The sequence below is a fragment of the Deinococcus detaillensis genome, from assembly GCF_007280555.1.
Lineage (GTDB): Bacteria > Deinococcota > Deinococci > Deinococcales > Deinococcaceae > Deinococcus > Deinococcus detaillensis.
Window position 1 is genome coordinate 217,512 of the sequence record NZ_VKDB01000004.1, and the last position, 24,721, is coordinate 242,232.

Here is a 24,721-nt window from a genome sequence, read left to right on the forward strand (position 1 = left end):
AGGAATTTCTCCCGCTCTACTCATCCGGCCTCAACTCGCACTCCACCCCCTCCGGCAACAGATAAGCACTCAGGTGGCCGCTGACGAGATCGGCGATGAGGTACGGCACGTCGTAAGCGGCCTGCTGCTGGTCAGTAAAGCTGAAGTGGGCTGGGCCGTGTGGGTGACTGTGATAGATGGCCACCAGCTCCAGTGATTCTGCCCGCATGGATTTCAGAGCCCGCAGCAGGCCCGCCGCTTCGGCCAGGTACTCGCGCTGGGGGTAGGCGGCTCGGTTGACCAGCGGATACAGCCTGCTGGCCTGCCACCCACCACCCGCCACCGATCCGCCGCCGACCTGCCGCCCGCCCAACACGCCGACGCATTCCTGCGGCGCATCTCGGCGGGCATGCTGCCAAAGCTGAGTTTCAAGCTCCCTTGGCAGCAACAAGCGGGGCGCAGCGTCAGACATCTGCCCAGCTTGCACCACCGGGCGCAGGCAAAACAAGTCGACAAGCCTTGAATGTGAAGGCCTCCAGCAAGCCCAAAGCCAAAACCAGGCCTCAGCCGTTAAACTAATCTCATGACCATCAAGAAACGCGCCAAACCCGTCCAGAACCGCTTTGACGGAGAAGCCTTCGGCTTGGTGCTGTTCGCGCTGGGGATTTTTTTGATCGTGACGCTGGTGCTGCCCACGCAGGGAGCCGGATTCATGTCACAGGCCCACGCGCTGCTGATGACTTGGCTGGCGTGGGGCAGCTACACCTTGCCGCTGGTGCCGCTGTGTTACGGCATTCTCATTTTCCTGAACAAGGATCTGCGAAACCTCACCCGCCGCCTGCTGGGCGCGGCCGTGGTGGTGGTGTCGCTGCTGGCCCTAGAAGGCGTCATTTGGCCGGGCGCGGCGGGCAAACTCGCCGCGCTGGCGGTCAGTCCGCTTCAGCCCCTGTCGTACGCAGCGGCGCTGCTTCCCCTCATTACCTTGACGCTCGGCTGCGAGTTGGTGCTGGGAATGCCGGCGCTGAGCCTACTCAAAGGTTTTTTTCGTGGCCTCAGCGCCGGAGTGGGCGTTGTGCTGGGCTGGGGCCAAGCCGCCGTAGAAACCCGCCAGGAAGGCAAAGAAACCGCTCAGCAGCGCCAGCACATGCGCCAGCATCTCTCGTCTCACAGCCGCAACCTGGAGACGCTGACCAAGCTGTATCCCGAAAGCCGCGAACTCCAAAGCTGGAAAAACGAAACAAAAGACGCCACTAAACAGGTGCGGGCGCTCGACGAACATGGCCTGAGAGACATGGAAGCCGACCTGAAGCACTGGCAAGACATCAGCAGTTCATTTGTGCAGAGTGCCGGGCGCGACCTTCAAGCGGCAGTGAGCAGCGAAGCGCCGGACGCGGGCGCACAGGTCGAGGTGATGGCCCAAGACGTGCGCTCCAGCCGCCACGAACTCGGCCTGGAGTTGCCCTCTACGCTGGCCAGCGGGGCGCTGGAACGGCTGCGCCGCAGCATGATGATGGACCTTTACCGCCTCGCCGCCAAAGCCGCCAGCCTGGAGCGCGAGCGCGGACGGGCCGCCAAAGCCTTGGAGAAACCCGATCCGGCGCTGCTATCCCGCGAGCGCCCCGCCCACGCCCAGCGGGTGCAGAGCTGGCGCGAACTGAGTGAGGGGTACGCCGCTTGGAAGGAACGCTCGGCTTTGTACGCTGGCTGGCCCGCACTGGCCCGCGCTTACGACGCTTCCCCGACTCGACTCGCCGAAAACCTTGAGCAAGCCCTGCTGACTGACCCTGACGGCACCCTCAGCGAGCAGGCGGTTTGGCAGCAGCGCTTGGAAGAAGTGCAGCACGACAGCGGCACCCACACGCCGCTGATGGATTTTGATTTCGGCAGCCCAGCCGACTCTTTTTCTGCGTCGGAGCAGGCCCAAAGCGCCGGGTTCGGTGCAGATTTGACATACCAGCCGCCGCTGATGGACTTTCAGCTGGGCGGTCAACCTGCCGGGACTCAGGCAGCGCTAGCACAGGCGGCGGTCTTGGTGGCCTCCACGCCGCCCGCCCAAACTGTAGGCAGCAGCAACGCCAGCAGTCCTTTGCCGCAGCCATCGGGCCGCAGGCTGGAAGAAGACCACTTACCCTGGGAGGAAGCGCCGCAGAGCCTGCCTCCCAAACGCAGCCGCCCGGCGCAGGGCGCTCTCGAACTGGCCATTCCGGGTACCGATTTGCTCGACCCGCTTCCGCCGGCACTCCACAACACCTTGCAGCTCGACATCTCGGCGCGGCAGCGGGCTGGCCTGATCAACGAAACGCTGGGGCAGTTCGGCTTGTCGGCCAAAGTGGTGGACTTCGCACGCGGCCCCACCGTCACCCGCTACGAAATCGAGCCAGCTCCCGGCGAGAAGATCAGCCGGATTGCCAGCCTCAGCAACGACCTTGCCCGCGCCCTCGCCGTCGGCGGCGTGCGAGTCGAAGCTCCGGTGCCGGGCAAAAGCGTGATCGGCCTCGAAGTCCCCAACGCCGAGCGCGAACCCGTTACCTTTCACACGGCGGTGGCGGCCAGCAGCTTTCAGAACACCCGCGCCCGCTTGCCGATCATTTTGGGCAAAAGCATCGACGGCGAACTGATGGTGGGCGACCTCGCCAAGATGCCGCACCTGCTGATCGCCGGTTCTACGGGGTCGGGCAAGTCGGTGTGTGTCAATACTCTGATCACCTCACTGCTCTACAAATACCTGCCCACCGAGTTGCGCTTCTTGATGATCGATCCCAAGATGGTCGAACTCACGCCCTACGACGGCATTCCCCACCTGGTGCGCGGCGTCGTCACCAATCCGGTGGACGCGGCGGGCGTGCTGCTCGGCGCGGTGGCCCACATGGAGCGGCGCTACAAGATGATGTCGCAGGCCGGAGCCAAGAACTTGGAGCAGTACAACGCCAAGATGCGCCAGATCAACGAAACTGAACTGCCGCACTTGGTGATTATCATCGACGAGCTGGCCGATTTGATGATCACCTCGCCCAAAGAAGTGGAGTCGGCCATTATGCGCCTGGCCCAGATGGCCCGCGCCACCGGAATGCACCTGGTGTTGGCGACCCAGCGCCCCAGCGTGGATATCTTGACCAGTTTGATTAAAGTCAACGTTCCAGCCCGAATTGCGTTTGCGGTCAGCAGTTCGCACGATTCGCGCACCATTTTGGACAGCATGGGAGCCGAGCGGTTGACCGGCATGGGTGACATGCTGTTTTATCAGCCGGGCTTGGTCAAGCCGATCCGCCTTCAGGGGCCGTATATCAGTGAGGACGAATCGAGCCGCATCACCGAGGAACTGCGCCGCCAAGTCTTTGACGACGCCTTCGTGGAACTCTACGGCCCCGACTTTGACGGCGGCATCGAAGCGGGCGGCCCCAGCCATGACAAAGGCAGCATGGACTTCTCTGATCCGCTGCTGCGCCAAGCCGCTGAAATCTGCATCGAGGAAGGCCAGGGCAGTGTCAGCCGCTTGCAGCGCCGCCTTTCGGTGGGCCACGCCAGAGCGGGCAAGCTGATGGATTTGCTGGAGGCGATGGGCATTGTCAGCAAGCACCAAGGCAGCAAACCGAGAGACATCTTGATCAACAGAGAAGATTTGCCGGAGTATTTTGGGAAATGAAGTGGCTAAGGCTGCGCCCGATAAGTTCTGGAATAAAGGTGCTACCGATACCCGCCCCCACTAGTCCGAAAGCTGCCGAGTACCCACTGCCCCCCAATCACACAATCTGCTTGAGGTATACTCAAGGAACCGATGGCCTCCGACACCAAGCAACGCCCCGTCTACGTCATCAGCATTGCCGCTGAATTGGTGGATATGCACCCACAGACTTTGCGCTTATACGAGCGCAAGGGTCTGATTCGGCCGGGACGTACCAGCGGTAAAACGCGGCTGTATTCCGAGCGCGACATCGAGCATTTGCGCGAAATCCGGCGGCTGACGCAGGAATTGGGCGTTAACCTGGCGGGCGTAGAAGAAGTCATGCGGCTGCAACACGAACTCGACGACATGCAAGATGAGCTGGAGCAAGAGATCGAGCGAATCGAAAACGAGATTCGCGCTCAGGTCGCTCAGCCGCTGCCGGCGCTGGGGCAAACGCTCGATTCCAAAGACCGGCCCGTGTACGTGATCAGCATTGCCGCCGAGCTGGTGGACATGCACCCGCAGACTCTGCGCTTATATGAACGCAAGGGTCTGATTCGTCCGGGGCGCAGCAGCGGCAAGACCCGGCTGTATTCCGAGCGCGATATAGACCACCTGCGCGAAATCCGGCGGCTGACTCAGGAATTAGGCGTTAATCTGGCAGGCGTGGAAGAAATCATGCGTCTCAGATTTGAACTTGACGCCAACCGGGGCCGCTTGGAAAACCGGATTGCCGATATTCAGCAAGACATCACTGAGCGGATGACCCGGTGGCGCGAACTGCCCGCCCCGCCCCACAGCCACTCGGAGGCGGACGACGCCAGTGAGTGAGTGGACCGCACCCAGCGCCATTTTGCCGATGTCCGAGACCCTCTGGGTGGTGGGAGACATTCACGGCGCACTCAGCAAGCTCAAGCTGCTGCTGCTGCGCTCTGGCCTGACCGATTTTGACGGCTCATGGCGCGGGGGCGCTTCGCACCTGGTCTTTCTGGGCGATTACCTCGACCGGGGCGAAGACGGCGCGGGGGTGCTGCGCCTGATTCGCACCTTGCAGCGCCAAGCCTTGCTGGCCGGCGGGCGGGTCGACGCGCTGCTCGGCAACCATGAAGTGATGTTTTTGGCGGCCATGCTGTTTCGGCAAAAAGACCCCAGGGACGAACACGGCTTTTACGAGTACTGGCACAGCAACGGCGGCCAGCCGCGCGACATGACCCTAATCGAACCCGGCGACCTCGGCTGGCTCTCGGAGCGCCCCGCCATGCTGCGGGTCGGGCCGTGGCTGATGCAGCACGCCGACAGCGCCATGTACCTTAAGCTGGCACCCAGCATCCCTGAGGTCAATGCGGCGGTGGCCAGCAAACTTCAGTCCACTGAGCCCAGAGTCTGGCAGGAGTTTCTCAGCGCCTTTGCCGCCCGCTTCGCCTTCGCGGGTCAAGACGGCGCACCCCTGATTCAGCGGGTGCTCAGCACCTTCGGTGCGGAACGCATCGTGCACGGACACACGCCCATCAATTTGCTGCTCGGCACTTCCGGCGAAGAACCGGGTGCGCCGCTGCCTTACGCTTCTCGCCTGTGCTTAGACATCGACAGCGCCATGGCTTACATCCCCGGCGCAGGCTTCATGACCCGCCTCGATGACGAGGGCATTGCCGAAGTGGTGCCTTACCCGCCGCTGAGTTTCGCACGGTGAGGGTGAGCTTCTGAGGGCGGAGTTAGCCCAGCAGCACGGCAAACTTATTTTTCAAGTACTCACCGTAAACGTCCGGCTTGGCTCGGTTGCCCACATCTTTGAGCACAATCTTGCCTTCCGAATTGATCAGAACGAGTGAAGGATACGTCCCGATTTGGTAAGCGGTGTTGATTGGCCCGCCGAAATCCAGGATGTTGCCGCGCTGAGCGTAGATGGTTTGGTCTTCGGGGTCGTCCGACTTGGTGTACCTGTCCACGATCAGCAGATCCACGCCTGACTGATGACAAGCCGCTGCCACCTGCATATCGATCAAGCCGCAAACCGTGCAGCCGCGCGTGCGGAAATAAAGCAGGGTGTTGCGGGCAGGCTCCAGCGGAAGCTGCGGCAGCCTCGGCGCGGCCCTGCCCAGCCACTTTCGGGCGAACAAACCGGAAGTCAGTACTGTCCACAAACTTGGGCTTGAGGTGTCGCCGCCGTTGCCAGTCCGCTGAATCTTAATTTTGAGGCCCATCCGCACCCTCCCCCTTTGCGCCCGCCAATCTCAGCGCGTCACTGGCCTTCCATCACCCGCGCCAGCCGCCTCAGCACCCGCTCCTTGCCGAGCGCTTCGAGCATCTCAAACAGGCCGGGGCTTTCGCTGGTTCCGGCAACGGCGGCCCGCAGCGGCTGCATCACCTTGCCTGCTTTGAGGCCCTCGGTTTCGGCCAGCCCGCGCAGCGCGGCGTCGGTGGTGTCATGGGCGAAATCGGGCAGCGCCGTCAAAGTGGCTTGCAGCTTGGGCAAGAGTTCGCGCCCATCGGCAATCAGTTTGGCGGCCTTGTCGTTGATGCTGTAATCCTCAGTGAAGAAATACGGCGTTTTTTCCCAGAATTCGGCCAAAGTTTCAAAGCGCGGCAGCATCATGGCGGCCACCGCATGAAAGTAAGCGTTGTTGGCAATGCCTTCCGTGTAGCCCTGCTCGGTGCCGAAAGCGTGCAAACGCTGCGTCACGTCGTCCAAGCTCAGCACCTCGCGGATGTATTTGCCGTTGAGCCAGCGCAGCTTGTCAAGGTCGAAGGTCGAGCCGCCCAAAGAGACCCGCTCCCAAGTGAAGTGCTCCACCATCTCGGCGGGCGAGAAAACTTCCTGCGCCGCACCGTCCTCGCCGCTGGGCATACTCCAGCCCATCATGCCGAGGTAATTGAGCAGGGCCTCAGGCAAAATGCCCATCTTGCGGAAGTCCTCCACGCTGGGATCGCCCCGGCGCTTGCTGTACTTTTTGCCCCCCTTGGAGAGCAGCCAGGGGGTGTGAATCCACTCCGGCTCATTCCAGCCCAGCCCCTGCAAAATCAGCTTGTGAACCGGGGTGCTGGTCAGCCACTCCTCGGCGCGGATAACGTGCGTAACACCCATCAGATGATCGTCCACCATCGCCGCGAGGTGATACGTCGGAAAGCCGTCGCGTTTGAGCAGCACTTTGTCGTCCAGCTCGGCGTTGTTAAAAACCACATCGCCGCGCAGGCGGTCACGCACCACCGTTTGGCCCTCCGTCGGCGCGGCCAGCCGAATCACGAACGCTTCTCCACTCTCGGCGCGGCGCTCTGATTCCTCACGGCTGAGTGAGCGGTCACGCCGGTCATAGCCCAGAAAACTGTCTTTGCGGGCTTCGGCAGCTTTGCGGCGCTCGTCGAGTTCTTCGGGAGTGTCGAAGGCCCGGTAAGCCGCGCCGCTCTCCAGCAGTTGCTCGGCGTACGTTCGGTGCAACTCGGCCCGCTTCGACTGGATATACGGGCCAAATTTATCTTCCTTTCTGGGACTGGCATCCGGCTTGAGACCGTCCCAGACGCCGCCGAGCCAATCGAGCATATCCAGGATGCGGCCTTCGGAAGCGGCGTTGTAGCGGCTCCGGTCGGTGTCTTCTAAGCGCACCACGAATTTGCCGCTGTGCTGACGGGCAAACACCGCGTTGAAGAGGGCTTGGTAAGCGGTGCCGATGTGAGGATCGCCGGTGGGACTGGGCGCGATGCGCGTCACTACCGGGGAAGTGGCCATTTGGGCAGACATAAGCCGCAGGATAGCGCTTGTGGGGCCGTAAGCCGCGTCCGGTACGCTACCCTGTAAACATGACTTCAGATGCTCCCAAACCCGAACAAGGAAGGCCCGAACGCCTCAGCGAAGGCGACGTTCTCGACCACAAACCTGAAGGCTGGTGGGGCGATCACGGGCTGATCTACCGGCTGTTTGAATTTGAAACCTACCAAGCGGGCATGGACTTCGCCGTGCGGGTGGCCGAACTCGCCGAAGCGCAAAACCACCACCCGGTCATCACGGTGATGTTCAAAAAAGTCAAGATCACTTACTCCACCCACGAAACTGACAGCTTCATCAGCGGCGTCACTCAGCTCGATCTGGACGGCGCGGAAGCGGTCAACAGTTTGTTTGCGGTGGAGGGCGCTTCGACGCCGTATCTGAAAGCGCCGCCCCCGGGTGCAGCGGATCAGGGGTGAGTGCGCCGCTCACCGACCTCAGCGCTGAGCAAGCCGCCCACACCCTGCGAACCCACACCCTGCGCGTCTGCGTGCAGCCGGAAGACATCGACGAACTCAATCACGTCAACAACGTGGTGTATCTGGTGTGGTGCGAACTGGCCGCCCGCGCTCACTCCGACAGGGTCGGCATGACTCTGCCGCGCTTAATGGAACTCGGCGCGGTGGCGGTGGCGCGGCGGCACGACATCACTTACCACATTCCGGCCCTGCTCGGCGACGAAGTAGAAGTCTGGACGAATCTGGTGTCCAGCCAGGGCATCCGGGCGCGGCGCGAGTACACCCTGACCCGCGTCAGCGACCAAAAGCGCCTCGCCGAGTGCTTCACCGATTGGGTCTGGGTCGATCCAGTATCGGGCAGGCCCAAACGGCCCAACCCAGAAATCGTGGAAGCCTTCGGATTCTAGCGTTTAGGGATTCTTAAGGGCCGTCTCAACAAAGTTTGCCTCCCCTTTTGAACTTGAAGGGGAGGCAAACTTTATTGAAGTCGAGCAGCGCGGAAGAGCAGCCGCTTCATCCAGCATGTTGGAACTGGGCCATACGGGCAAGGAGCCGCCTCAGCCGTCGCTCCAAGCGGTTCAGCACTGGGCCGAACGTGCCTTGAGACGGCACGTTACGCAACCCTGCCGCTTCTTGCAAACGGGCTTTGGTCAAAAGATCAAGGTCAGACGTATACATAAGGGCATTCTAATCTTTGTTTGCCCCTTTATTCCGCCAAAAGGAACAAACTGAGCGGTTAAAGCCGAAACCGTTTTAAAATATCAAATGCAAGGCGGGAATAAGCGTTGATTCTCTTAAGTGTTTGTTCTCGGCACGGCTCCCGACGCCGAAGCTCACTCAACTTGGCGTTTGAAAAGTCGTACCACGACGCCGAAGCTCAGAGCAAGCAAAGCGTTTGTTTAGAGAGAGCTGACCTACCGGGCGCGGGCCGCTAAGCTCAGCAGTATGTTGAACGCTTTTCTTAAGTTCTTGATCAGTGCGCTGGCGCTTTATTTGGTCACGAGGCTTTACAGCGGCGTGTCGTTTGAACCCGGCACCACTTGGCTGGGGGTGCTGATCGCTGCGTTGGTGATGGGTGTGGTCAACGCCTTGATCCGCCCAATTTTGCTGCTGCTCACCTTGCCGATCAATGTGTTGACGCTGGGCCTGTTTACTTTGGTCATCAACGCCCTGATGCTGATGTTGGTTGCCGCCCTGAGCCAGCTCAATGTCAGCGGCTTCGGGGGCGCGTTCGTGGGGGCCATCATCTTGACAGTGCTGAACTGGCTGATCGATTTGGTGATGCCGGAAAAGCTTGAGCGTTAAAGAGCGCGGTGCAGTGAGGTAGCAGGCCTAGATGAATTTGAGTTGGTGCCGATCTCTGCTACTTTGCTTGGTGTGATGCAACTCGTCCACTCGCCCGCCGAGCTCCTCAGCGTCCTGCGGAAAGATCAAACCGGCACTCCCGAATCGCTCGGCTTGGTGCCGACTATGGGAGCGCTCCACGCCGGACACACCGAACTCATTCGCCGCGCCCGCGCCGAGAACACCCGCGTGGTGCTGAGCCTTTTTGTCAATCCCTTGCAGTTCGGCCCGCACGAAGACTTTGCCGCTTATCCCCGCGACCTCGCGGGCGACGCGCGGATAGCCGAGGACGCCGGGGTGGACATTTTGTTTGCGCCGCCGGTTAGTCAGATGTACTCTTCCGGTTTTGCTTCGCGGGTCAGCGTGGAAGGTGTCTCAGAGGGCTTTGACGGCGCGTCGCGGCCCGGTCACTTCACGGGAGTGGCCACGGTGGTGCTCAAGTTGCTCAACTTGGTGCAGCCGACCCGGGCTTACTTCGGCGAAAAAGACTGGCAGCAACTCGCGGTGGTGCGCCGGATGGTGCGCGATTTGAACGTGCCGGTGCAGATCGTGGGCGTGCCGACGGTACGCTCAGCGCTGCCAAATGAAACGGGACTGGCGCTCAGCAGCCGCAACACCTACCTGAGCGCCGAGCAGCGCTCGCGGGCCGCCGTGCTTTCCCGGGCGCTGCGGGCCGCCCAAGCCCTTTACGCGGCGGGCGAGCGGCGCAGCCAAGCGCTCCTCTCTGCCGCCAGCGCCGAACTGGCGGGCGAAAGCGGCTTGACGCTGGATTACTTGGCCTTGGTGGACGGTGACATGAATGAGAGAGAATGGGTGGATAATGAGGGAGTGTCTGCCGAGTCTTTAGCTGAATACCGCTTGTTGGTGGCCGCCCGCCTGTTTGGTGTGCGCCTGATTGACAATATGCCGCTCATTTCCGCCGACGCGCTCACGGCAGCGCTGTGAATAAGGCGGCGCTGTGCATGTGGAGTTCCCGTGAAGAAGGCCGCGACGTGAAGTGGGTGAAGCCGTGAACCTCGACGAATTGCTGCGGCAAATGCTGTCGCGCCGCGTCAGCGACGTGCATTTACAAGCGGGCAGCCCGCCAACAGGCCGAATCGACGGTCAATTGGTGCAGTTCGGCACCCAGGTGCTGATGCCGCCGGAAACGCAGGCGCTGGCCCAGAGTATTCTCAGCCCCGATCAGTGGGAAGAGTTCGAGTACCGCAACGAACTCGACACCGCCTACAGCGTGCGCGGCATGGGCCGGTTCCGATGCAACGTGTTTCGTCAGCGCGGCGCAGTAGGCATCGTGATGCGGGTGGTCGGCGACAGTATTCCCAACTTCGAGTCCTTGGGCTTGCCGGTAGACGTGCTGCGGAGTTTTTCGGAGATGTCACGTGGCCTGATTCTCATCACTGGGCCGACCGGGTCGGGCAAGAGCACTACGATGGCCAGCATGGTTGATCACATCAACCGCAACTTTGCCTACAACATCATCACCATCGAAGACCCGATTGAGATTTTGCACCGCAACCAGCGCAGCATCGTGGCCCAGCGCGAAATCGGCTCAGACACCCGCGACTTTCGCACCGCCCTCAAGTTCGCCATGCGCCAAGACCCCGACGTGATCCTCATCGGCGAGATGCGCGACAAGGAAACGGTGGAAGCCGCCCTGACCGCCGCTCAAACCGGACACTTGGTGCTCTCTACCCTGCACACCTTGGACGCCATGCGGACCATCAACCGCATCATCGACTTTTTTGCGCCGTATGAACGCGACCAGATTCGGGTGCTGCTGGCCGAATCGCTGGTGGGCGTGGTCAGCCAGCGCCTGCTGCGGCGGGCCGACGGCGTGGGCCGGGTGCTGGGCCACGAAGTGCTGATCAACACGCCACTCATCGCCGAATTTATCCGCGACGAAAACCGCACCCACGAAATCAAAGACGCCCTGGTCGAAGACAACATCCGTGGGATGCACACCTTCGATCAAACTCTGCTGGAGCTGTACCGCAGCCAGATGATCACGCTGGAGGAAGCCAGCGACAACGCCAGCAGCCCCAGCGAGTTCAAGGTGATGGTCACGCGCTCCGGGATGCGCTGAGCTAAAGAACCGAGTCATTCTGGCCAAGCGCCGAGCCCTTGACGCAGGGTCACGATCTGGCCGAGGTGGTAGGCGTTATGCACGGCGATATTCACCGCCAGCTTGTAGCCCACCGTCCAGCCGGGTTCGGTGTCGGTGGCCGGATAGATCAACTGTTCGAGGACTTCGGGCTGCTCGGTGTAGTTACGGAGCTGCCGCAGTACGGCCATAAAAGCACGAACCAAGTCGCTCCAAACTTCTTCCGTCAGCTCTTCTTCAGCAAAGTGCGGCCATTCACTGAGCAGCTTTTCGTCTTTCCCCTCAATCAGCTTTAAGTTGAACTGCATGTTCTGAGTCATGTGGGCCACGATCTCGGCGATGCTATGCGGCATGTTTGGCAGATGCGTGGCCGCTTGCTTGGCTTGCAAATGACCGGTGATCTGCTCAGCTGAAGCAAACTCGGTGTGGCCCAGCATGGCGCTCAGGGTGTCAGGCGGTGGCCCACGCAAGATATTCATCCCCTAAGTTAGCGCCCGCGCTCTGCTAGCCTCTGCTCATGACCGGACTCTCAGACACCATCGCCGCCATCGCCACCGCGCCGGGAAGCGCCGGAGTCGGCATCGTGCGCCTCAGCGGCCCGCTGGCCCTCACGCTGGCCGACGCCGTGTTCAGCGGGCGCAGCAAGCCGAGCCGCAGCAAAGGCGGGCGCTTTTTGTATGGTGCATTTGTAGACGCGCAGGGCCAGACGCTCGACGAAGGTCTGTGCCTGGTGTTCCGCGCTCCGCACAGCTACACCGGCGAGGACGTGGCCGAACTCCAATCGCACGGCAGTCCGGCGGTATTGGCCCGTCTGCTTTCCCGCGTGCTGGAAGTCGGAGCGCGGCCCGCGCGGCCCGGCGAGTTTACTTTGCGGGCTTACCTCGGCGGGCGGCTCGATTTGACTCAGGCCGAGGCGGTGCTCTCGCTGGTCAACGCCCAGACCGAAGCGGCCCGCCGGCAAGCCTCACTCGGCCTGACCGGAGCGCTGGCGGCGCGGGTGGAGAGCATCGCCGTCAGCGTGACCCGCACTCTGTCTGCCATTCAAGCGATGCTGGATTACCCCGAAGAAGGCGTGCCGGAAGAAGAACGGGAAGTGCCGCTGGCACAGGCTGAGGCCGAACTCAGCGCTTTGATCGGCACCGCCCGCGCCGGACAGGTCGCCACTCGCGGCGCAAAGCTGGCCATCTTGGGCCGCCCCAACGCCGGAAAATCCAGTTTGCTCAATGCCCTCTTGGGCTACGAGCGCAGCATTGTCACGCCGCTGGCCGGCACCACCCGCGATTACTTGGAAGCCCAGCTCGAACTCGCCGGCGTGCCGATTACGCTGATCGACACAGCGGGCTTACGCGAAACCACCGACGAAATCGAGGCGGCGGGGGTGCGCCAAGCCGAGCGACTGGGACAGAGCGCCGACTTGGTGCTGCGACTCGAAGACGGCAGCGCTGAGCGTGAGCCGCTGAATTTAGCGGGCGAGGTGGCGACGATCTTGGTGCAGACCAAAGCCGATTTGCCGCTTTGTTGGGCAGCGCCTGACGCCATTACCGTCAGCGCGGTGACTGGGCAGGGCCTGCCGGAACTGCGCGAAGCGGTGCGCTCGGCGCTGCTGGGCAGTGAAACGCGGGGTGAAGCGTGGCTGACCACCGAACGCCAAGCCGACGCCGCCCGCCGCGCCCTGACGCACATCACTGCCGCCCGGCACCTGCCCGACGACTTGGCCAGCTACGAACTCGAACAGGGCCTGCTGGCGCTGGCCGAACTGACCGGACGTGACGTGCAAGAAGACGTGGTGGACGCGGTATTTAGAAATTTTTGCGTGGGCAAATAGCGCTCACTCTGGCGGCAGCTGACCTCAACGGCAACTCACCTCAACGGCTGTCGCGCAGTTCTTGCTGCGCCCGTTTGATGCTGCCGCGTGCCGTCATGGCCGGAGCGCTGATGCCCAAGGCGGTCATCTGCCAGCCGCCGCCCGCAGCGGAGCGGCTCAGGCGACTCATCAGCATTCCGGTGGTCGCCTCACCGCCGCTGAGATCAAAGTGGGCCAGTTCCTGCTTGGTCTCGGTCACGAACAGGCGGCAAAAAGCCCGCTTCACGTCACTGAATTTGTGACCCGAAAACGCATTGACCACGAACACCAGATGCGCCGCCCGCTCCGGCAGTTTGCTCAGCTCGACAAAGATCACCTCGTCGTCGCCCTCGCCCGCGCCGGTCAGGTTGTCGCCGGAGTGCCTGACCGACTTGTTGCTGCTGTTCAGGCGCATAAAAAAGACGGTTTCGAGGTGCTTGAACTCCTCGTCGAACAGCAGGCATCCGGCGTCCAGATCGATGCTCCCCTTGCCACCAGCCGCGTCCCAGCCCAGACCCATGCTCAGAAAATCGAGGTCGGGTGCGCCGTCTTCTTTGCGGAGCGACACCTGCTCACCCTTTTTGAGCGAAATCGGTTTGCTGAGGCTGACCACTTTGACCAGACTGACGCTGGAAGCTGGAGTGGGCGGCGTAGGTGGAGCGGCCTGCGTGGGGGCTTCCTCGCTGGCGGCTTCGACCTCGCCACCAAAATACCCGATCAAGTCGGCCAACCCTCCTGCAAACCCCTGCCCGACGGCGGCCAATTTCCACTCACCTCTATGGCGGTAAAGTTCCAGCAGCATGGCAGCCTTCTCATTTTGAAAAGCGCTGAGCGGCTCGAACGAGAAGCTCGCGACCTCGGCCCTCAGCACCCCAGCCCGTTTAAGCGGCCACTCGTCGTGGCTGGCCGTCAGCATCAAGCGTTCGACGCCCTGCAACTTGGTCAGGTCAAGGCGGAAGGTGGCTTCGCGCTCCCCAAACTGCCCCGACACGCCGCCGCCCGGCAAGCTGGGATTGTTGTAAAACACGATACTTTCGTCACCCGACATCTGCCTCTCGCCGTCCAGAGCGAACAAACTGATATCGAGGCCGGGTAGATCGTGCTGGACACGCAGTTCGAGTTGGGTCTGGGTCAGCGGCTGCTTTTCTCCAGCTTGGAGTGAGGTCATGGCCTCAGTTTAAAGGCTGCGGGCAACCCTGAATGCCTCCAACGACTCAGGGCGTTCCAAGGTCATTCCGCTCAACACATCACCTTTCTTGAGTGCCGTCATGTTAATCTTGAAGTATCGCGGCGGCCTTCCTAGACCCGGCCTCCGCACATCTTTGAGGTGTTATGAACGTGGATTACTATGAACTGCTGGCCGTCTCACGCAGCGCCAGCGGCGACGAAATCAAAAGCTCTTACCGCAAACTGGCCCTGAAGTTTCACCCCGACCGCAACAAAGAAGCCGGAGCAGTCGAACAGTTTACCAAGATCAACGAAGCCTACGCGGTGCTGAGCGACGCTGAAAAGCGTGCCCACTACGACCGCTTCGGCAGTGCGCCGAGCGCGTCGGGTATGCCGGGCGGCGACCCATTCGGCGGCGCGGCGGGCTTTGATCCGATGGACATTTTTGAGCAGTTGTTCGGCGGCGCAGTGAGCGCACGTGGGCGGCGCGGCCCAGCACGCGGCGACGACATCGAAACCGAAATCACCGTGACGCTGGAGCAGGCCCGCGTCGGTGCGGAAGTGCCGGTGCAAGTCGACCGCCTCAGCGAGTGCGAGCATTGCCACGGCCAAAAATCCGAGCCGGGAGGCAAGCCGCCGCGCACTTGCCCGGCCTGCAAAGGCGCTGGCCAAGTACAGGCGCAGGCCCGCACTATTTTCGGCAACATCATGACCCAGCAGCCCTGCCAAACTTGCCGGGGCGCGGGTCAGATCATCGAAGAGCCGTGTACGGTCTGCCGTGGGCGCGGGCATACCCTCAAGTCCGAAACCGTCAAAGTCGCCCTCCCCAAAGGCATCGACGAGGGCTACCGCATCCGGGTGGCGGGCATGGGACACGAAGGAGCGGGCGGCGCGGGCGACTTGTATGTGCATATCGAGATGGCCAAACACAGCGACCTTCAGCGCGAAGCCGAACACCTGATTTTTCCGGCCAAGATCAGCTTTCCCAAAGCGGCGCTCGGCGGCCAAATCACCGTGCCCACCCTCGACGGCCCGCAAGTGGTCGACGTCAAGCCCGGCACCCAGCACGGCGAACTCCACCGCCTACGCGGACAAGGCATGCCCCGTTTGCAGGGCAGCGGCAGCGGCGACTTGGTGGTGATCTACGAGGTGATCGTGCCCAAAACCTTCACGCCCGAAGCCCGCGAGGCGCTGGCCAGTTACGCCCGTGCCAGCGGCGAAGAAGTGTCGGAGCAGCACGGCTTTTTCGATAAGATCGGCAAGATTTTTAGAGGAGACTGAGTTTTTTAGATCAAGCGCCCGCCTTCCAATTCGGAAAGGCGGGCGCTTGACGGTTAAAGAGCCGTCACGGGGAGGTAAGCTTAGGCATGACAGACTTCCTGATTCTGGTTTTCCTGATTGGTGCGCCTGCCTGGCTGACCTTCCAGTTCGTCAAAGCACGCCCTGTCATTGAGAGCAAGGGACGGTTTTCCGATCCTCTTACGGGAGCTTTCTATTCCGTACCAGAAACCTGCCCGCAACGGTTCAAGTAACCGGGCAGTCCAGCAGCACTGAGCTGTTTACTTCATCGGCACCAAGTTGGCGTTGGGCCAATCGGTATCGCCAATGCGCTTCAGCACCATCTGAAAATTGCGAACGGGGGGCTGATCTTTGGTGATATTCTCGCCGGTTTCTGTCCAGGTGCCGTCTTTGAATACTGCCGTATAACGCAGCGTTGTCGGCCCTTGCGGAATTTCCCAGATGTAGCCGTCAGCGGTTGGCTTGAACATAAACTTGCCCGCATATCCTCCAGAAAACGAAGTGATGCTGAACGTTTTTTCGTAAGAATCGTAAGCAACAACGGCGAAGGCGTCGAAACTGGCCGCGCCGTTGGCTTCGTAGCCGCGCCCTTGCAAAACTTTGAGCGTGCCGTCTTGTACCGGGCCAATTCGCTCGGTTTGGGTGATGGCGTGGGTTTTGCCGTCCGGCAAGATAATGGTCGCTGGGCCGCGCCATTCACCGTTCATCCAGGCCAGCGGGGCCATCATTTTTTGCTGATCGGCTTTGAGCTGGTCTGGATTCATCTGCTGAGCAAAGGCCGCAGCGCTCAGACTGAGGACCACGAGCGCAAACACTGCTTTGAAAGAACCGGACATGCGAACTCCTTTGAGCTCAAAAGTCGAGGACAACCCCTCATCAACCGCGTGGATGATGTACAGGGTCAGTATTCGCCCCAAAAATGTGAGATGCAATACCGTCTGACCCTTACACCCTCAATAAATGAAGCCGCCGTTGATGTGTCGGCGGCCTAGAATTTGGGTTGTGGATGTGGGTCAGTCTGTCTTGACTTCGCCCTGCGGCCCGATCTTGAGCGTCGGCGTGCCCAACTCGGCTGCCAGATTGAGCGTGCTCAAATAGTTCTGCAACGTCTCCGGCAACTCGGCCACCTTCAGCGGTGTGCGCGGCCAAGCGGCCAAGCGGTAGACCCCCGCCTCCCCCGGCACCGCGTCATAAACGAATGTTCCGCGTTGCTGCGGCCCGGCCAGGTGCGCGTCGAAGCCGCCTGCCGGGGCGTTGACTTCTTCGCGCTCCGGCAAGGTGTCGATGTAGACGTGCAGGGCTTCGAGCAGTTCCTCGCTGGCCAGCGCCGCCTGCGGCACCGTATCGTCACCCGCCGCCAAAAACTGCGCGACGTGTCCGGCTTCGTCACAGGCAAACCAATCGAACTCCACGCCGCTGATTTCCTGCCTGGTAATCACCTTGTGTTGGGCAATGTCGGTCACTTTCCGACTCCCAGAGCGGCGTTGACCACCTGCTCGGCTTCGCGCATGACTTCTCCAAGGTGCGCCTCACCTTTCCAACTCTCGGCGTAGATTTTGTAAATGTCTTCGGTGCCGCTGGGCCGCGCCGCGAACCAGGCAAACTCGGTGGTGACTTTTAAACCACCAACCTTCTCATTGTTGCCCGGAGCGCGGGTCAGCTTGGCCGTGATGGGGTCGCCGGCCAGCGTGGTGGCGCTGACTTGTTCGGGGCTGAGATTGCTCAGGATCTTCTTGGCCTCAGCGCTGGCCGGAGCGTCAGCGCGGCTGTAAGCGCTGCTGCCGAATTTGGCGCTCAGGTCGGCAAAGTGCTGCGAAGGCGTCTTGCCGGTTTTGGCAGTGATCTCAGCGGCCAGCAGGCCCATGATCAGGCCGTCTTTGTCGGTACTCCAAGGCCGTCCGTCCATCTTCAGGAAGCTCGCACCCGCCGATTCTTCGCCGCCGAAGCCGAGCGTGCCGGTCAGCAGGCCTTCCACGAAATACTTGAAGCCGACCGGCACTTCCACCAGTTTGCGTCCCAAGTCGGCGGCCACTTTGTCGATCAGGCTGCTGGACACCAACGTCTTGCCGACGCCTGCCGTCTGGGGCCAGCCGGGACGGTTGGCAAACAGGTAGTTGATGGCGACGGCCAAATAATGATTGGGATTCATCAAACCGTCAGGTGTGACAATGCCGTGCCGGTCGGCGTCGGGGTCGTTGCCAATTGCCACATCAAAGTCATCTTTGAGTGAGAGCAGCGAGGCCATGGCATACGGACTGGAGCAGTCCATTCTGATTTTGCCGTCTTTGTCTACGGTCATAAACGAAAAGGCCGGGTCTACTTTTTCGTTGACGATGGTGAGCTTGAGATTCCAGCGTTTTTGTATGGCTTCCCAAACCGGCAAGCTGCTGCCGCCCAGTGGATCGACGCCGATATTGACGCCCGCTTCACGAATGGCGTCAAGGTCAATGATTTCCGGCAATCCTTCTACATAAGGCGTGATGAAATCAAACTCGGCGGCGGCTTCGAGCGCTTCGGCATAACTGGCGGTCTTGACCTCTTTATTGCCGCCCCTAAGCAGTTCATTGGCGCGGTCTTGCACGCCCTTGGTCACGTCGGTATCGGCTGGGCCGCCGCTGGGCGGGTTGTACTTGAAGCCGCCGTCTTGGGGGGGATTGTGGCTCGGCGTGATCACTATGCCGTCGGCCTTGCCGATGTGATTCTCGCCGTCCGCGCCGGAGTTGTAACTCAAAATGGCGTGGCTGATCAGCGGCGTGGGGGTGAAAGCTCCGCCCTTGCTGCGCCGCACGTCGACCCCATTGGCCACCAGTACCCGCAGGGCCGAAGCCAGCGCCGGTTCGCTCAGGGCGTGGGTGTCGGCCCCGATAAACAGCGGCCCGTGAATGCCCGCCGCTGCGCGGTACTCGGCCACCGCCTGCGACACCGCCAAAATATGGGCCTCGGTAAACGAGCCGTCTAAGCTGCTGCCCCGGTGCCCGCTGGTGCCAAAGGCGACTCGCTGAGCGGGGTCGCTGACATCGGGCGTCACTTCGTAGTATCTGGTCAGCAGCAAGGGAATATTGGTCAGGATGCGTTGCGGCGCGACTTTGCCCGCGAGTTCTGAAATGGCCATGTTGGTGCCTCCGTGAGTCAAAGGTTGATCTGACTCAGTTTAACGGCACGGTAGCGTTGGTAGCACAGCAGAGCAGCGGCGCTTTGATGGATTCAGCGCTGAGCTTGCTGAAGCAACGGGTTTCCGTTGGCCTGCATCCAAAGCTCGCGCAAAGGGTTTGTTAGGCTAATCCCATGCGCGATTTTTGGGATTACTGGTGGCGGCTCTTCAAATTGATCGCGGGCGTGATCGCTATTCCGCTGGTGCTGTACCTACTCCTGCTGTGGGCGGGCGTTTTCAAGTAGCGGCTGGCGGAGCTCAGAACAGCTTACGTCCGCATCAAGTGCGGCATAACCAAGGTGGACAACTCCTCGGCGTCGATGTTGCGTTTGGCGTCGATGTGCAGCAGCGGCAAGCGGGCGCTGCGAAAAGCCAGCGTCACCAGTTCGGTGTTCGCGGCAGGCAATGAGCTGCGGGGCTGCACCTCAGCGCCGTAAGCTCGCCCCACCAGCATCAGGCCCAGAACAGGGCGAAATTCCGGCGTTTCGACCACCAAAAACCCCACCGTTTGGTCACGCAAAATGCTGAGCGTCGGCGATGAAGATTCACCGATTTCCTGAAAGACCTGGCCCAGACGAATATTCGGGAAGACTTTGTACGAGCTGCCCGCCAAAGTGGCCAGCAATTCGGCGTAGAGGTTGCTTTCGCCCGTCCCAAACAAATGCTGACGGGTTTTGATCGGTAAGGCGTCGTCCGGCGAAAAAGATGAATCGAAGCCGGAATGCAGCCGAAACTGCGGCGGCAATTCCAACTCGTCCTGGTCAGCGCCGTTTACCGCCTCTGCACCCCTTCCGTCTGCGCCGCCTGCCCATCTCAGGCCCACATTCTGCTTGAACCACAGAAGCAGCCCAGTCAGCACAGCGGCGGTCAGAATCAGTAAGAAAGCGGTCATAGCTTTGAACGTAGCGTAGTGCTTCTCACAAATTACTTGCAAGTTGGCTTAGTACCCCCATTCAGACAGGGTTATACCCCCATTTGGTCGCTCGGTGGCCGCGTCCCTTTCTGTGCAAGCAAGCGCCAGCCCAGTCCGCCAACTCAAAGCGGATAGCTCCCCCACAAAATCAGCCACCACAGGTGCAGGCAGCCATCACCCATTTTCAGCTGCTCAGACTTCGCCTCAACCGTCCTGCCTACAAAGCAACCCGGGCGCTTCTCAAACTGGTGGAGGGACTAGAATGGCTTCATGCAGCTCCTGAGCGTCAACATCGGCCAGCCCGAACCCATTGCCGCCAAAGACGGTCAAAGTGGCATTTTCAAGCGCCCCACCGCGCAGCCGGTGCACATCGGGCGTTTGGGCTTGGCGGGCGACCATATCCAAGACACCAAGCATCACGGCGGCCCCGACCAAGCGGTGTACGTCTACACCCAGCCGGATTATGAGCATTGGGCGGCGCTGCTCAGCACCGAACTGGCGGCTGGCACCTTCGGCGAAAACCTGCTGATCTCGGAACTCGAATCCGCTTCCCTGCCGATCGGCACGCGGCTGAGGGTCGGCGCGGCGCTGCTGGAAATCACCTCGGCGCGAATTCCCTGCGGCACGCTGGCCGCCCGCATGGATGACCCCAAATTCGTCAAGACCTTCCGGCGGGTGCGCCGCCCCGGGTTTTATGCCCGCGTGCTGGAAGAAGGCGCAGTTTCGGCGGGTGACGCGGTGACGCTGGAGCGCCAGCTGCCTGGAGACGCACCGAACGTGCTGGACGCCTTTGAGTTTTTTTATGCCAAAGCGCCGACCCGCCCGCAGATGGAGCGGCTGCTAAGCGCTCCCATCCACCACAAAATGCGCTCGGAATTGGAGACGCGCCTCGCCAAACTCTAGCCAGACTCGCTCAACGCCAGCCGTGCTAGCCTGCTCGGTGCATGAGCGGCGCAAACACTCCGGTGAACAATCAGGGCAAGGCCCAGCCACCCGAACTCTTTGGAACGGTGGTGGTGGCGGGCGTGGGTCTGATCGGCGGCAGCGTGGCGCTGGGCCTGCGCGAGCGGCTGCTGACGCGCCACATCATCGGGCTAGACGCCAGCGCCGCCGCACTTGAAGAAGCGCTGGCCCTGGGCGTGATCGACGAAGCGCGGACTTCGGTGGGCGAGTGGCTGAGGGCTGCCGACTTGGTGGTGCTGGCCGTGCCGGTCAAAGCGCTGGTACCGATGGCTCAGGCTCTCGCGCCGCACCTATCGCCCAGCGCCCTGATTACCGATGTGGGCAGCGTCAAAACGAGCATCGCCGCCGCGTTTGAAGCGCTTAGTGTGCGCAACTTCGTGCCGGGGCACCCGATGACCGGCTCGGAGCGCGGCGGGGTGTCCAACGCTTCGGCGGCGCTCCTGGAAAATGCCGTGTGGGTGCTGACGCCCACCGAGCGCACCCCGCTGACCGCTCTGTCGAGAATGCGCCGCCTGGTCGAGCAGCTCGGCGCGGCTCCTTTGGTGATGCCGCCGGACGCCCACGACAGCTTGGTGGCCACCGTCTCACATTTGCCGTATCTGGCCAGCTTGGCGCTGACGCATATGGTCGCCCGCGATGAGCGGCTGAGCTTACTGGCCGCAGGGGGTTTCCGCGACCTCACCCGCGTGGCCAGTGGCGACCCGCGCATGAGCCGCGACATGGTCGTGGAAAACAAACTGGCTCTCCGTGAAGCGCTGAGCAGTTTTTTGCGCCAGCTCACGCATCTGGCCGAAACGTTGGACGACCCCGAAGAACTGCTGGCCGCCGCCAGCGAAGGCAAGCGCACCCGCGACAACTTGCCGGTGGTCAAGCGCAGCTTACTGCCGCCCAAATACGATTTGGTCGTGGCGGTGCCGGACAAGCCCAACCAGATCGGCGCGATCACCCGCATTCTGGGCGAGGCCAGCATCAACATCAAAGACATCGAGGTGCTGGCCATCCGCGAACATGGCGGGGCGATTCGGCTGGGCCTCGAAGAAGCTGGCGACGTAGACCGGGCCGCCGAACTGCTGCGCGGTGAAGGCTACACGACGCGCAACCGGGGATAAGCCGCCGTTCGGTCAAGACTTGTGGCCTGCGCGGTTTCTACTTTTTATAGAGTGGCCGGGAAAGAAGTTATCTCATAACAGATTGAGCGGAATCCGTATGACAACCCGCTCTCCCCTCTTCTCAGTTCAGCTCCCGCGCTTCTACCGGCACCAAGCCAATGAGCGTCTCTAATCTATCGGTCAGGGTGGCGGCTTCCAAAACTTGCTGGCGCTCCTCGCCGCTGAGGGGCAAAAGAACTGAGGCAAACGATGCCAGCAGCAGCGGCTCTGGCGGAGCGTGGCGCACAATCGCCTCGCGCTCGGCGGGGTGCAGGCGCAGCAAATCGGTGACCAGCCGGTTGGTCAGCGCCCGCTGAATCACGGGGGCTTGGTCGCTGGAATCTTCTTGGAGCGGCAGCAATTCCACCTCGGCGAGCAGATACTCTTCACCTGTCATCAGCGCCTGAATCTGAAAGCGCTCGCCGCCCACCACCGTGATCGAGGACGTGCCGTCTTCGTGTGGAGCCACGTCGCGCAGGTGAGCGAGGGTGCCAATCGCCGAGAGCCGGGATTCCAGCGGGCGCGGGTCTTCGGTGGAGGGCGTCAGGATTTGCAGCATCCCGAACGCCTCGCCGCTGCGCTGAACGCGGGCCAGCAGCGAGCGGTAGCGCTCCTCGAAGACGTAGAGCGGCACCACCTGTCCCGGAAAGAGAACGAATTGAGGGAGCGGAAAGAGGGGGATGACCATGTTGGCTCTATGCTGAACCTCGCTGGGCGTCTCAACTTAACCAGAAGCTACAAAGCACCTCAAAAAGTCCACTGGACAGCACCTACCTGCGCGGCGTTCGAGCGCTCGGCGCGGTCGCACTGCTCCTGTGCGGCCCACCGGCACGGCCTAAACCCGCTATGCTGCATCAACCGTGCCGCCTTCACCTTTCCCATTCAGTTCGCTGGCTGTCGTTCTCAATCCGCAGGCGGGGCGCGGGCTGGCGCTGCGCGAGTGGCCCCGGTTGGAAGCGGCCCTGAATGCTCATACTCTGCCGTGGAGCTGGCTGAGCGCCGCCAGCGCCGAAGACGCCCTGAGCCGCGTGCAGGCGTTACCGCCCGGCGCAGCGGTGCTGGCGGTGGGCGGTGACGGCACGGTGAACCGCTTGCTGCCCGCGCTGGTGGGCACCGGGCGAATGCTGGGTCTGGTGCCTCTGGGAACCGGTAACGACTTTGCGGGGATGTTGGGCCTCAAGCCCGGCGACTTTGACAGCGCCCTGACCCGCCTGAGCCGCCCGCCCCGCGCCGCCGACGTGCTGCGCTGCACCTACGCCGGCGAACAAACCGAGCGCCAAGAATGGTTGCTCAACGGGCTGGGCATGGGATTTGACGCACAGGTGGCGGCGCTGCTGCTCAAAACTCCGGCGCAGCTTCCCGGCTTGGGGCGCTATTTGTGGGCGGCGCTGAGCGCGGTGCGCCGTCTCAAAACCGAAACGGTGGAGGTGCTGCTCGGCGGCCAAACCCTCTACGCTGGCCCGTCGTGCTTGGTCGCGGTGATGAACGGCACGCGCTACGGCGGCGGCTTTATGATTTCGCCGACTTCCGACGTTTTTGATGGGCAGCTCAACGTGGTGCTGGGCACTCAGCTCAGCCGGCCCCGTTTGCTGGCCCTGATGCTCAAAGTGCTGCGGGCCAGCCATTTGAGCGATCCAAGCGTGCGCTCTGGCAGCGGGCAGAGCGTCACGGTGCGCTGGCAAAGCGGTGTCGTGGCCCACTTGGACGGCGAACTCATCGGTACTCAGCGCCAGATCAGCGTCGAGCTTGTGGCGGGAGCTGTGCAGCTTTTATCGGCTCCCGTTTGAGTTGGAGAACCCTATACATCTCAAGCTGAGGTATAGTGGGAACCATGAACAACAAGCAGCAACTTCGGATGCTCATTTTGGCGGTGCTGGAGCGTCAGCCCGAACACGGCTACGCCATCGCGCAGGCCATCAAGGGACGCAGCGAGGGGCTGCTGAACGCCAAAGAAGGCACGCTTTACCCGGCGCTGCATTCTCTGGAAGCTGAGCAGTTGGTCGAAAGCAGCGAAACGGAAGTCGGCGGGCGCGTTCGCCGTGAGTACCGCCTGACCGAGCGGGGCCGCAAGGAACTCACGCGGGCACAGGGCGATTGGCAGCGCCAGATTCGGGCCGTGAGCGCGGTGATGGGCGGCGAGGGATGAGGCGGACGCGGGTGATCGGCTCGGCTCAGAGGTACTCCCGACCGGTCATTGCCACACCAATGACTTTTCAAGAGTGGCTAGACGCCGCCACACGCGGACTTCCCGCTTCGGCCCGCACCCGGCTTGAGCGCGAATACGCCGCGCACCTCGAAGACAGCTCAGTCTGCGTTCAAAGCGGCGTCCTCAGTCTGCTGGGGCGACCTGAAGCCGTGCGCCAATCGTTGCGGCGGCTGTATTTGTCGCAGGGCGAATTGGCGTGGCGCAGCAGCGGTCACTCGATTGGAATGGTGGTCAACGGGCTGGCGATTTTGGCGGTGTTTGCCCTTACGCTGTGGTCTTCGCTGGCGCGGCTACCGTTCTGGACAGTGATTTCGCTTCCCGCGCTCAGCTTGGCGCTGTTCGGCCTTGCTCATCTGCTGACCCAGCGCTTCGAGCGCCGCCAACGCGCCTTCGTGATGGACAGCGTGTGCGTGCTGCTGTGCTGCGCCCTGCCCACTGGCCTGAGCCTAAGCGCTTTGCCACGCGGCGAGCGCCTCAGCTCCCTCCTCAGCGGCGATTGGCCATTGACCGCGCTGCTGGGGCTGGGGGCGCTCAGCTTGGCGGGAATGGTCTGGCAAGAACGCAAATTGCGCCGCACGCTGGCGTTGGGAGCAGCCTGACCTCATTCAAATCAACTCAGTCAAATCATCAATGGTATCTGATTAGCGGCTTGTAGAAGGTCAGCAGCGCAAGGACATCAAGACGTCGACGGGATCCTGACCCCGCAGACGGGCGGTTTCCACGGTGGA

The 24,721-nt window shown here is 61.8% G+C and carries 27 protein-coding genes; 16 read left to right on the forward strand and 11 right to left on the reverse strand.

Annotated elements, in window-relative coordinates; genetic code table 11:
* Nucleotides 1-16: 16 nt before the first annotated feature.
* Nucleotides 17-451 (reverse strand): Mov34/MPN/PAD-1 family protein, encoded by a 435-nt coding sequence (locus tag FNU79_RS06575; protein ID WP_143720069.1) that lies wholly within the window; start codon nt 449-451, stop codon nt 17-19.
* A gap of 111 nt (nt 452-562) precedes the next feature.
* Between FNU79_RS06575 and FNU79_RS06580 the strand changes: the two genes are divergently transcribed.
* The 3 genes from FNU79_RS06580 (at nt 563) to FNU79_RS06590 (ending at nt 5,333) form a co-directional block, all read left to right on the forward strand.
* Nucleotides 563-3,622: an FtsK/SpoIIIE family DNA translocase gene (locus FNU79_RS06580; RefSeq protein WP_143720070.1), complete on the forward strand. Its 3,060-nt coding sequence runs from the start codon at nt 563-565 to the stop codon at nt 3,620-3,622.
* Between the two features lie 132 nt (nt 3,623-3,754).
* Nucleotides 3,755-4,474, forward strand: coding sequence for a heat shock protein transcriptional repressor HspR, fused homodimer type (gene hspR / locus FNU79_RS06585; protein WP_143720071.1), 720 nt, complete (start codon nt 3,755-3,757; stop codon nt 4,472-4,474).
* Nucleotides 4,467-5,333, forward strand: coding sequence for a metallophosphoesterase (locus FNU79_RS06590; protein WP_225429920.1), 867 nt, complete (start codon nt 4,467-4,469; stop codon nt 5,331-5,333). The genes hspR and FNU79_RS06590 overlap by 8 nt, the downstream gene beginning before the upstream one ends.
* A gap of 22 nt (nt 5,334-5,355) precedes the next feature.
* Here FNU79_RS06590 and FNU79_RS06595 read toward each other — a convergent pair whose 3' ends face one another.
* Both FNU79_RS06595 and gltX read right to left on the reverse strand, forming a co-directional pair.
* Complete coding sequence (locus tag FNU79_RS06595; RefSeq protein WP_143720072.1) at nt 5,356-5,844, reverse strand: peroxiredoxin family protein; 489 nt, start codon at nt 5,842-5,844, stop codon at nt 5,356-5,358.
* Nucleotides 5,845-5,882: 38 nt separating this feature from the next.
* Complete coding sequence (gene gltX, locus FNU79_RS06600) at nt 5,883-7,376, reverse strand: glutamate--tRNA ligase (protein WP_225429921.1); 1,494 nt, start codon at nt 7,374-7,376, stop codon at nt 5,883-5,885.
* Between the two features lie 59 nt (nt 7,377-7,435).
* Between gltX and FNU79_RS06605 the strand changes: the two genes are divergently transcribed.
* Both FNU79_RS06605 and FNU79_RS06610 read left to right on the forward strand, forming a co-directional pair.
* Nucleotides 7,436-7,819 carry a 4a-hydroxytetrahydrobiopterin dehydratase gene (locus FNU79_RS06605; protein ID WP_143720073.1) on the forward strand — a complete coding sequence of 128 codons (384 nt, stop codon included), beginning with the start codon at nt 7,436-7,438 and terminating at the stop codon, nt 7,817-7,819.
* Complete coding sequence (locus tag FNU79_RS06610; protein ID WP_143720074.1) at nt 7,816-8,265, forward strand: acyl-CoA thioesterase; 450 nt, start codon at nt 7,816-7,818, stop codon at nt 8,263-8,265. Before FNU79_RS06605 ends, FNU79_RS06610 begins: the two co-directional genes overlap by 4 nt.
* A gap of 106 nt (nt 8,266-8,371) precedes the next feature.
* Here FNU79_RS06610 and FNU79_RS19050 read toward each other — a convergent pair whose 3' ends face one another.
* Nucleotides 8,372-8,536 (reverse strand): hypothetical protein, encoded by a 165-nt coding sequence (locus FNU79_RS19050; protein WP_185974628.1) that lies wholly within the window; start codon nt 8,534-8,536, stop codon nt 8,372-8,374.
* A gap of 267 nt (nt 8,537-8,803) precedes the next feature.
* On the opposite strand from FNU79_RS19050, the gene FNU79_RS06615 reads away from it, so the two are divergent.
* From FNU79_RS06615 to FNU79_RS06625, 3 genes are all read left to right on the forward strand, one after another.
* Nucleotides 8,804-9,163 carry a phage holin family protein gene (locus FNU79_RS06615; protein WP_318636131.1) on the forward strand — a complete coding sequence of 120 codons (360 nt, stop codon included), beginning with the start codon at nt 8,804-8,806 and terminating at the stop codon, nt 9,161-9,163.
* Nucleotides 9,164-9,238: 75 nt separating this feature from the next.
* On the forward strand, nt 9,239-10,147 hold the full coding sequence (panC, locus tag FNU79_RS06620) for a pantoate--beta-alanine ligase (RefSeq protein WP_143720115.1): 909 nt from the start codon (nt 9,239-9,241) through the stop codon (nt 10,145-10,147).
* A gap of 64 nt (nt 10,148-10,211) precedes the next feature.
* Nucleotides 10,212-11,285: a type IV pilus twitching motility protein PilT gene (locus FNU79_RS06625; RefSeq protein ID WP_143720116.1), complete on the forward strand. Its 1,074-nt coding sequence runs from the start codon at nt 10,212-10,214 to the stop codon at nt 11,283-11,285.
* 14 nt (nt 11,286-11,299) lie between these two features.
* Here the strand turns inward: FNU79_RS06625 and FNU79_RS06630 are convergent, their stop codons facing one another.
* Entirely contained in the window at nt 11,300-11,782 is a 483-nt protein-coding gene (locus FNU79_RS06630; protein WP_143720075.1) for a DinB family protein, read from the reverse strand.
* A 38-nt stretch (nt 11,783-11,820) separates the two neighbouring features.
* Here FNU79_RS06630 and mnmE point away from each other — a divergent pair, with 38 nt between their 5' ends.
* Nucleotides 11,821-13,128, forward strand: coding sequence for a tRNA uridine-5-carboxymethylaminomethyl(34) synthesis GTPase MnmE (mnmE, locus tag FNU79_RS06635; RefSeq protein ID WP_143720076.1), 1,308 nt, complete (start codon nt 11,821-11,823; stop codon nt 13,126-13,128).
* A gap of 40 nt (nt 13,129-13,168) precedes the next feature.
* On the opposite strand, the gene FNU79_RS06640 is transcribed toward mnmE, so the two are convergent.
* Complete coding sequence (locus FNU79_RS06640) at nt 13,169-14,314, reverse strand: TerD family protein (protein ID WP_143720077.1); 1,146 nt, start codon at nt 14,312-14,314, stop codon at nt 13,169-13,171.
* 170 nt (nt 14,315-14,484) lie between these two features.
* Here FNU79_RS06640 and dnaJ point away from each other — a divergent pair, with 170 nt between their 5' ends.
* Complete coding sequence (gene dnaJ, locus FNU79_RS06645; protein ID WP_143720117.1) at nt 14,485-15,594, forward strand: molecular chaperone DnaJ; 1,110 nt, start codon at nt 14,485-14,487, stop codon at nt 15,592-15,594.
* Nucleotides 15,595-15,680: 86 nt separating this feature from the next.
* A complete protein-coding gene (locus FNU79_RS19055; protein WP_185974629.1) occupies nt 15,681-15,845 on the forward strand; it encodes a hypothetical protein in 165 nt (54 codons plus the stop codon).
* A gap of 27 nt (nt 15,846-15,872) precedes the next feature.
* Here the strand turns inward: FNU79_RS19055 and FNU79_RS06650 are convergent, their stop codons facing one another.
* The 4 genes from FNU79_RS06650 to FNU79_RS06665 form a co-directional block, all read right to left on the reverse strand.
* The gene (locus FNU79_RS06650) at nt 15,873-16,448 is read right to left on the reverse strand and encodes a DUF1579 domain-containing protein (protein WP_143720078.1); all 576 of its coding nucleotides are present in this window, start codon (nt 16,446-16,448) and stop codon (nt 15,873-15,875) included.
* A 177-nt stretch (nt 16,449-16,625) separates the two neighbouring features.
* The gene (locus tag FNU79_RS06655; RefSeq protein WP_143720079.1) at nt 16,626-17,075 is read right to left on the reverse strand and encodes a hypothetical protein; all 450 of its coding nucleotides are present in this window, start codon (nt 17,073-17,075) and stop codon (nt 16,626-16,628) included.
* On the reverse strand, nt 17,072-18,724 hold the full coding sequence (gene pgm / locus FNU79_RS06660; protein ID WP_143720080.1) for a phosphoglucomutase (alpha-D-glucose-1,6-bisphosphate-dependent): 1,653 nt from the start codon (nt 18,722-18,724) through the stop codon (nt 17,072-17,074). Before pgm ends, FNU79_RS06655 begins: the two co-directional genes overlap by 4 nt.
* 307 nt (nt 18,725-19,031) lie before the next feature.
* Nucleotides 19,032-19,655, reverse strand: coding sequence for a DUF2726 domain-containing protein (locus FNU79_RS06665; protein ID WP_143720081.1), 624 nt, complete (start codon nt 19,653-19,655; stop codon nt 19,032-19,034).
* A gap of 291 nt (nt 19,656-19,946) precedes the next feature.
* Here FNU79_RS06665 and FNU79_RS06670 point away from each other — a divergent pair, with 291 nt between their 5' ends.
* Nucleotides 19,947-20,579, forward strand: coding sequence for an MOSC domain-containing protein (locus FNU79_RS06670; RefSeq protein ID WP_143720082.1), 633 nt, complete (start codon nt 19,947-19,949; stop codon nt 20,577-20,579).
* A gap of 41 nt (nt 20,580-20,620) precedes the next feature.
* Entirely contained in the window at nt 20,621-21,748 is a 1,128-nt protein-coding gene (locus FNU79_RS06675; protein ID WP_143720083.1) for a prephenate dehydrogenase, read from the forward strand.
* 121 nt (nt 21,749-21,869) lie between these two features.
* On the opposite strand, the gene FNU79_RS06680 is transcribed toward FNU79_RS06675, so the two are convergent.
* Complete coding sequence (locus FNU79_RS06680; protein WP_143720084.1) at nt 21,870-22,475, reverse strand: LON peptidase substrate-binding domain-containing protein; 606 nt, start codon at nt 22,473-22,475, stop codon at nt 21,870-21,872.
* A 172-nt stretch (nt 22,476-22,647) separates the two neighbouring features.
* On the opposite strand from FNU79_RS06680, the gene FNU79_RS06685 reads away from it, so the two are divergent.
* Genes FNU79_RS06685 through FNU79_RS06695 form a run of 3 tightly spaced genes read left to right on the forward strand, consistent with a single transcriptional unit; the run spans nt 22,648 to nt 24,592 of the window.
* Complete coding sequence (locus FNU79_RS06685) at nt 22,648-23,574, forward strand: diacylglycerol/lipid kinase family protein (RefSeq protein ID WP_143720085.1); 927 nt, start codon at nt 22,648-22,650, stop codon at nt 23,572-23,574.
* Between the two features lie 44 nt (nt 23,575-23,618).
* Nucleotides 23,619-23,933 carry a PadR family transcriptional regulator gene (locus FNU79_RS06690; protein ID WP_143720086.1) on the forward strand — a complete coding sequence of 105 codons (315 nt, stop codon included), beginning with the start codon at nt 23,619-23,621 and terminating at the stop codon, nt 23,931-23,933.
* Nucleotides 23,934-23,992: 59 nt separating this feature from the next.
* On the forward strand, nt 23,993-24,592 hold the full coding sequence (locus tag FNU79_RS06695) for a hypothetical protein (protein WP_143720087.1): 600 nt from the start codon (nt 23,993-23,995) through the stop codon (nt 24,590-24,592).
* Nucleotides 24,593-24,721: the final 129 nt, after the last annotated feature.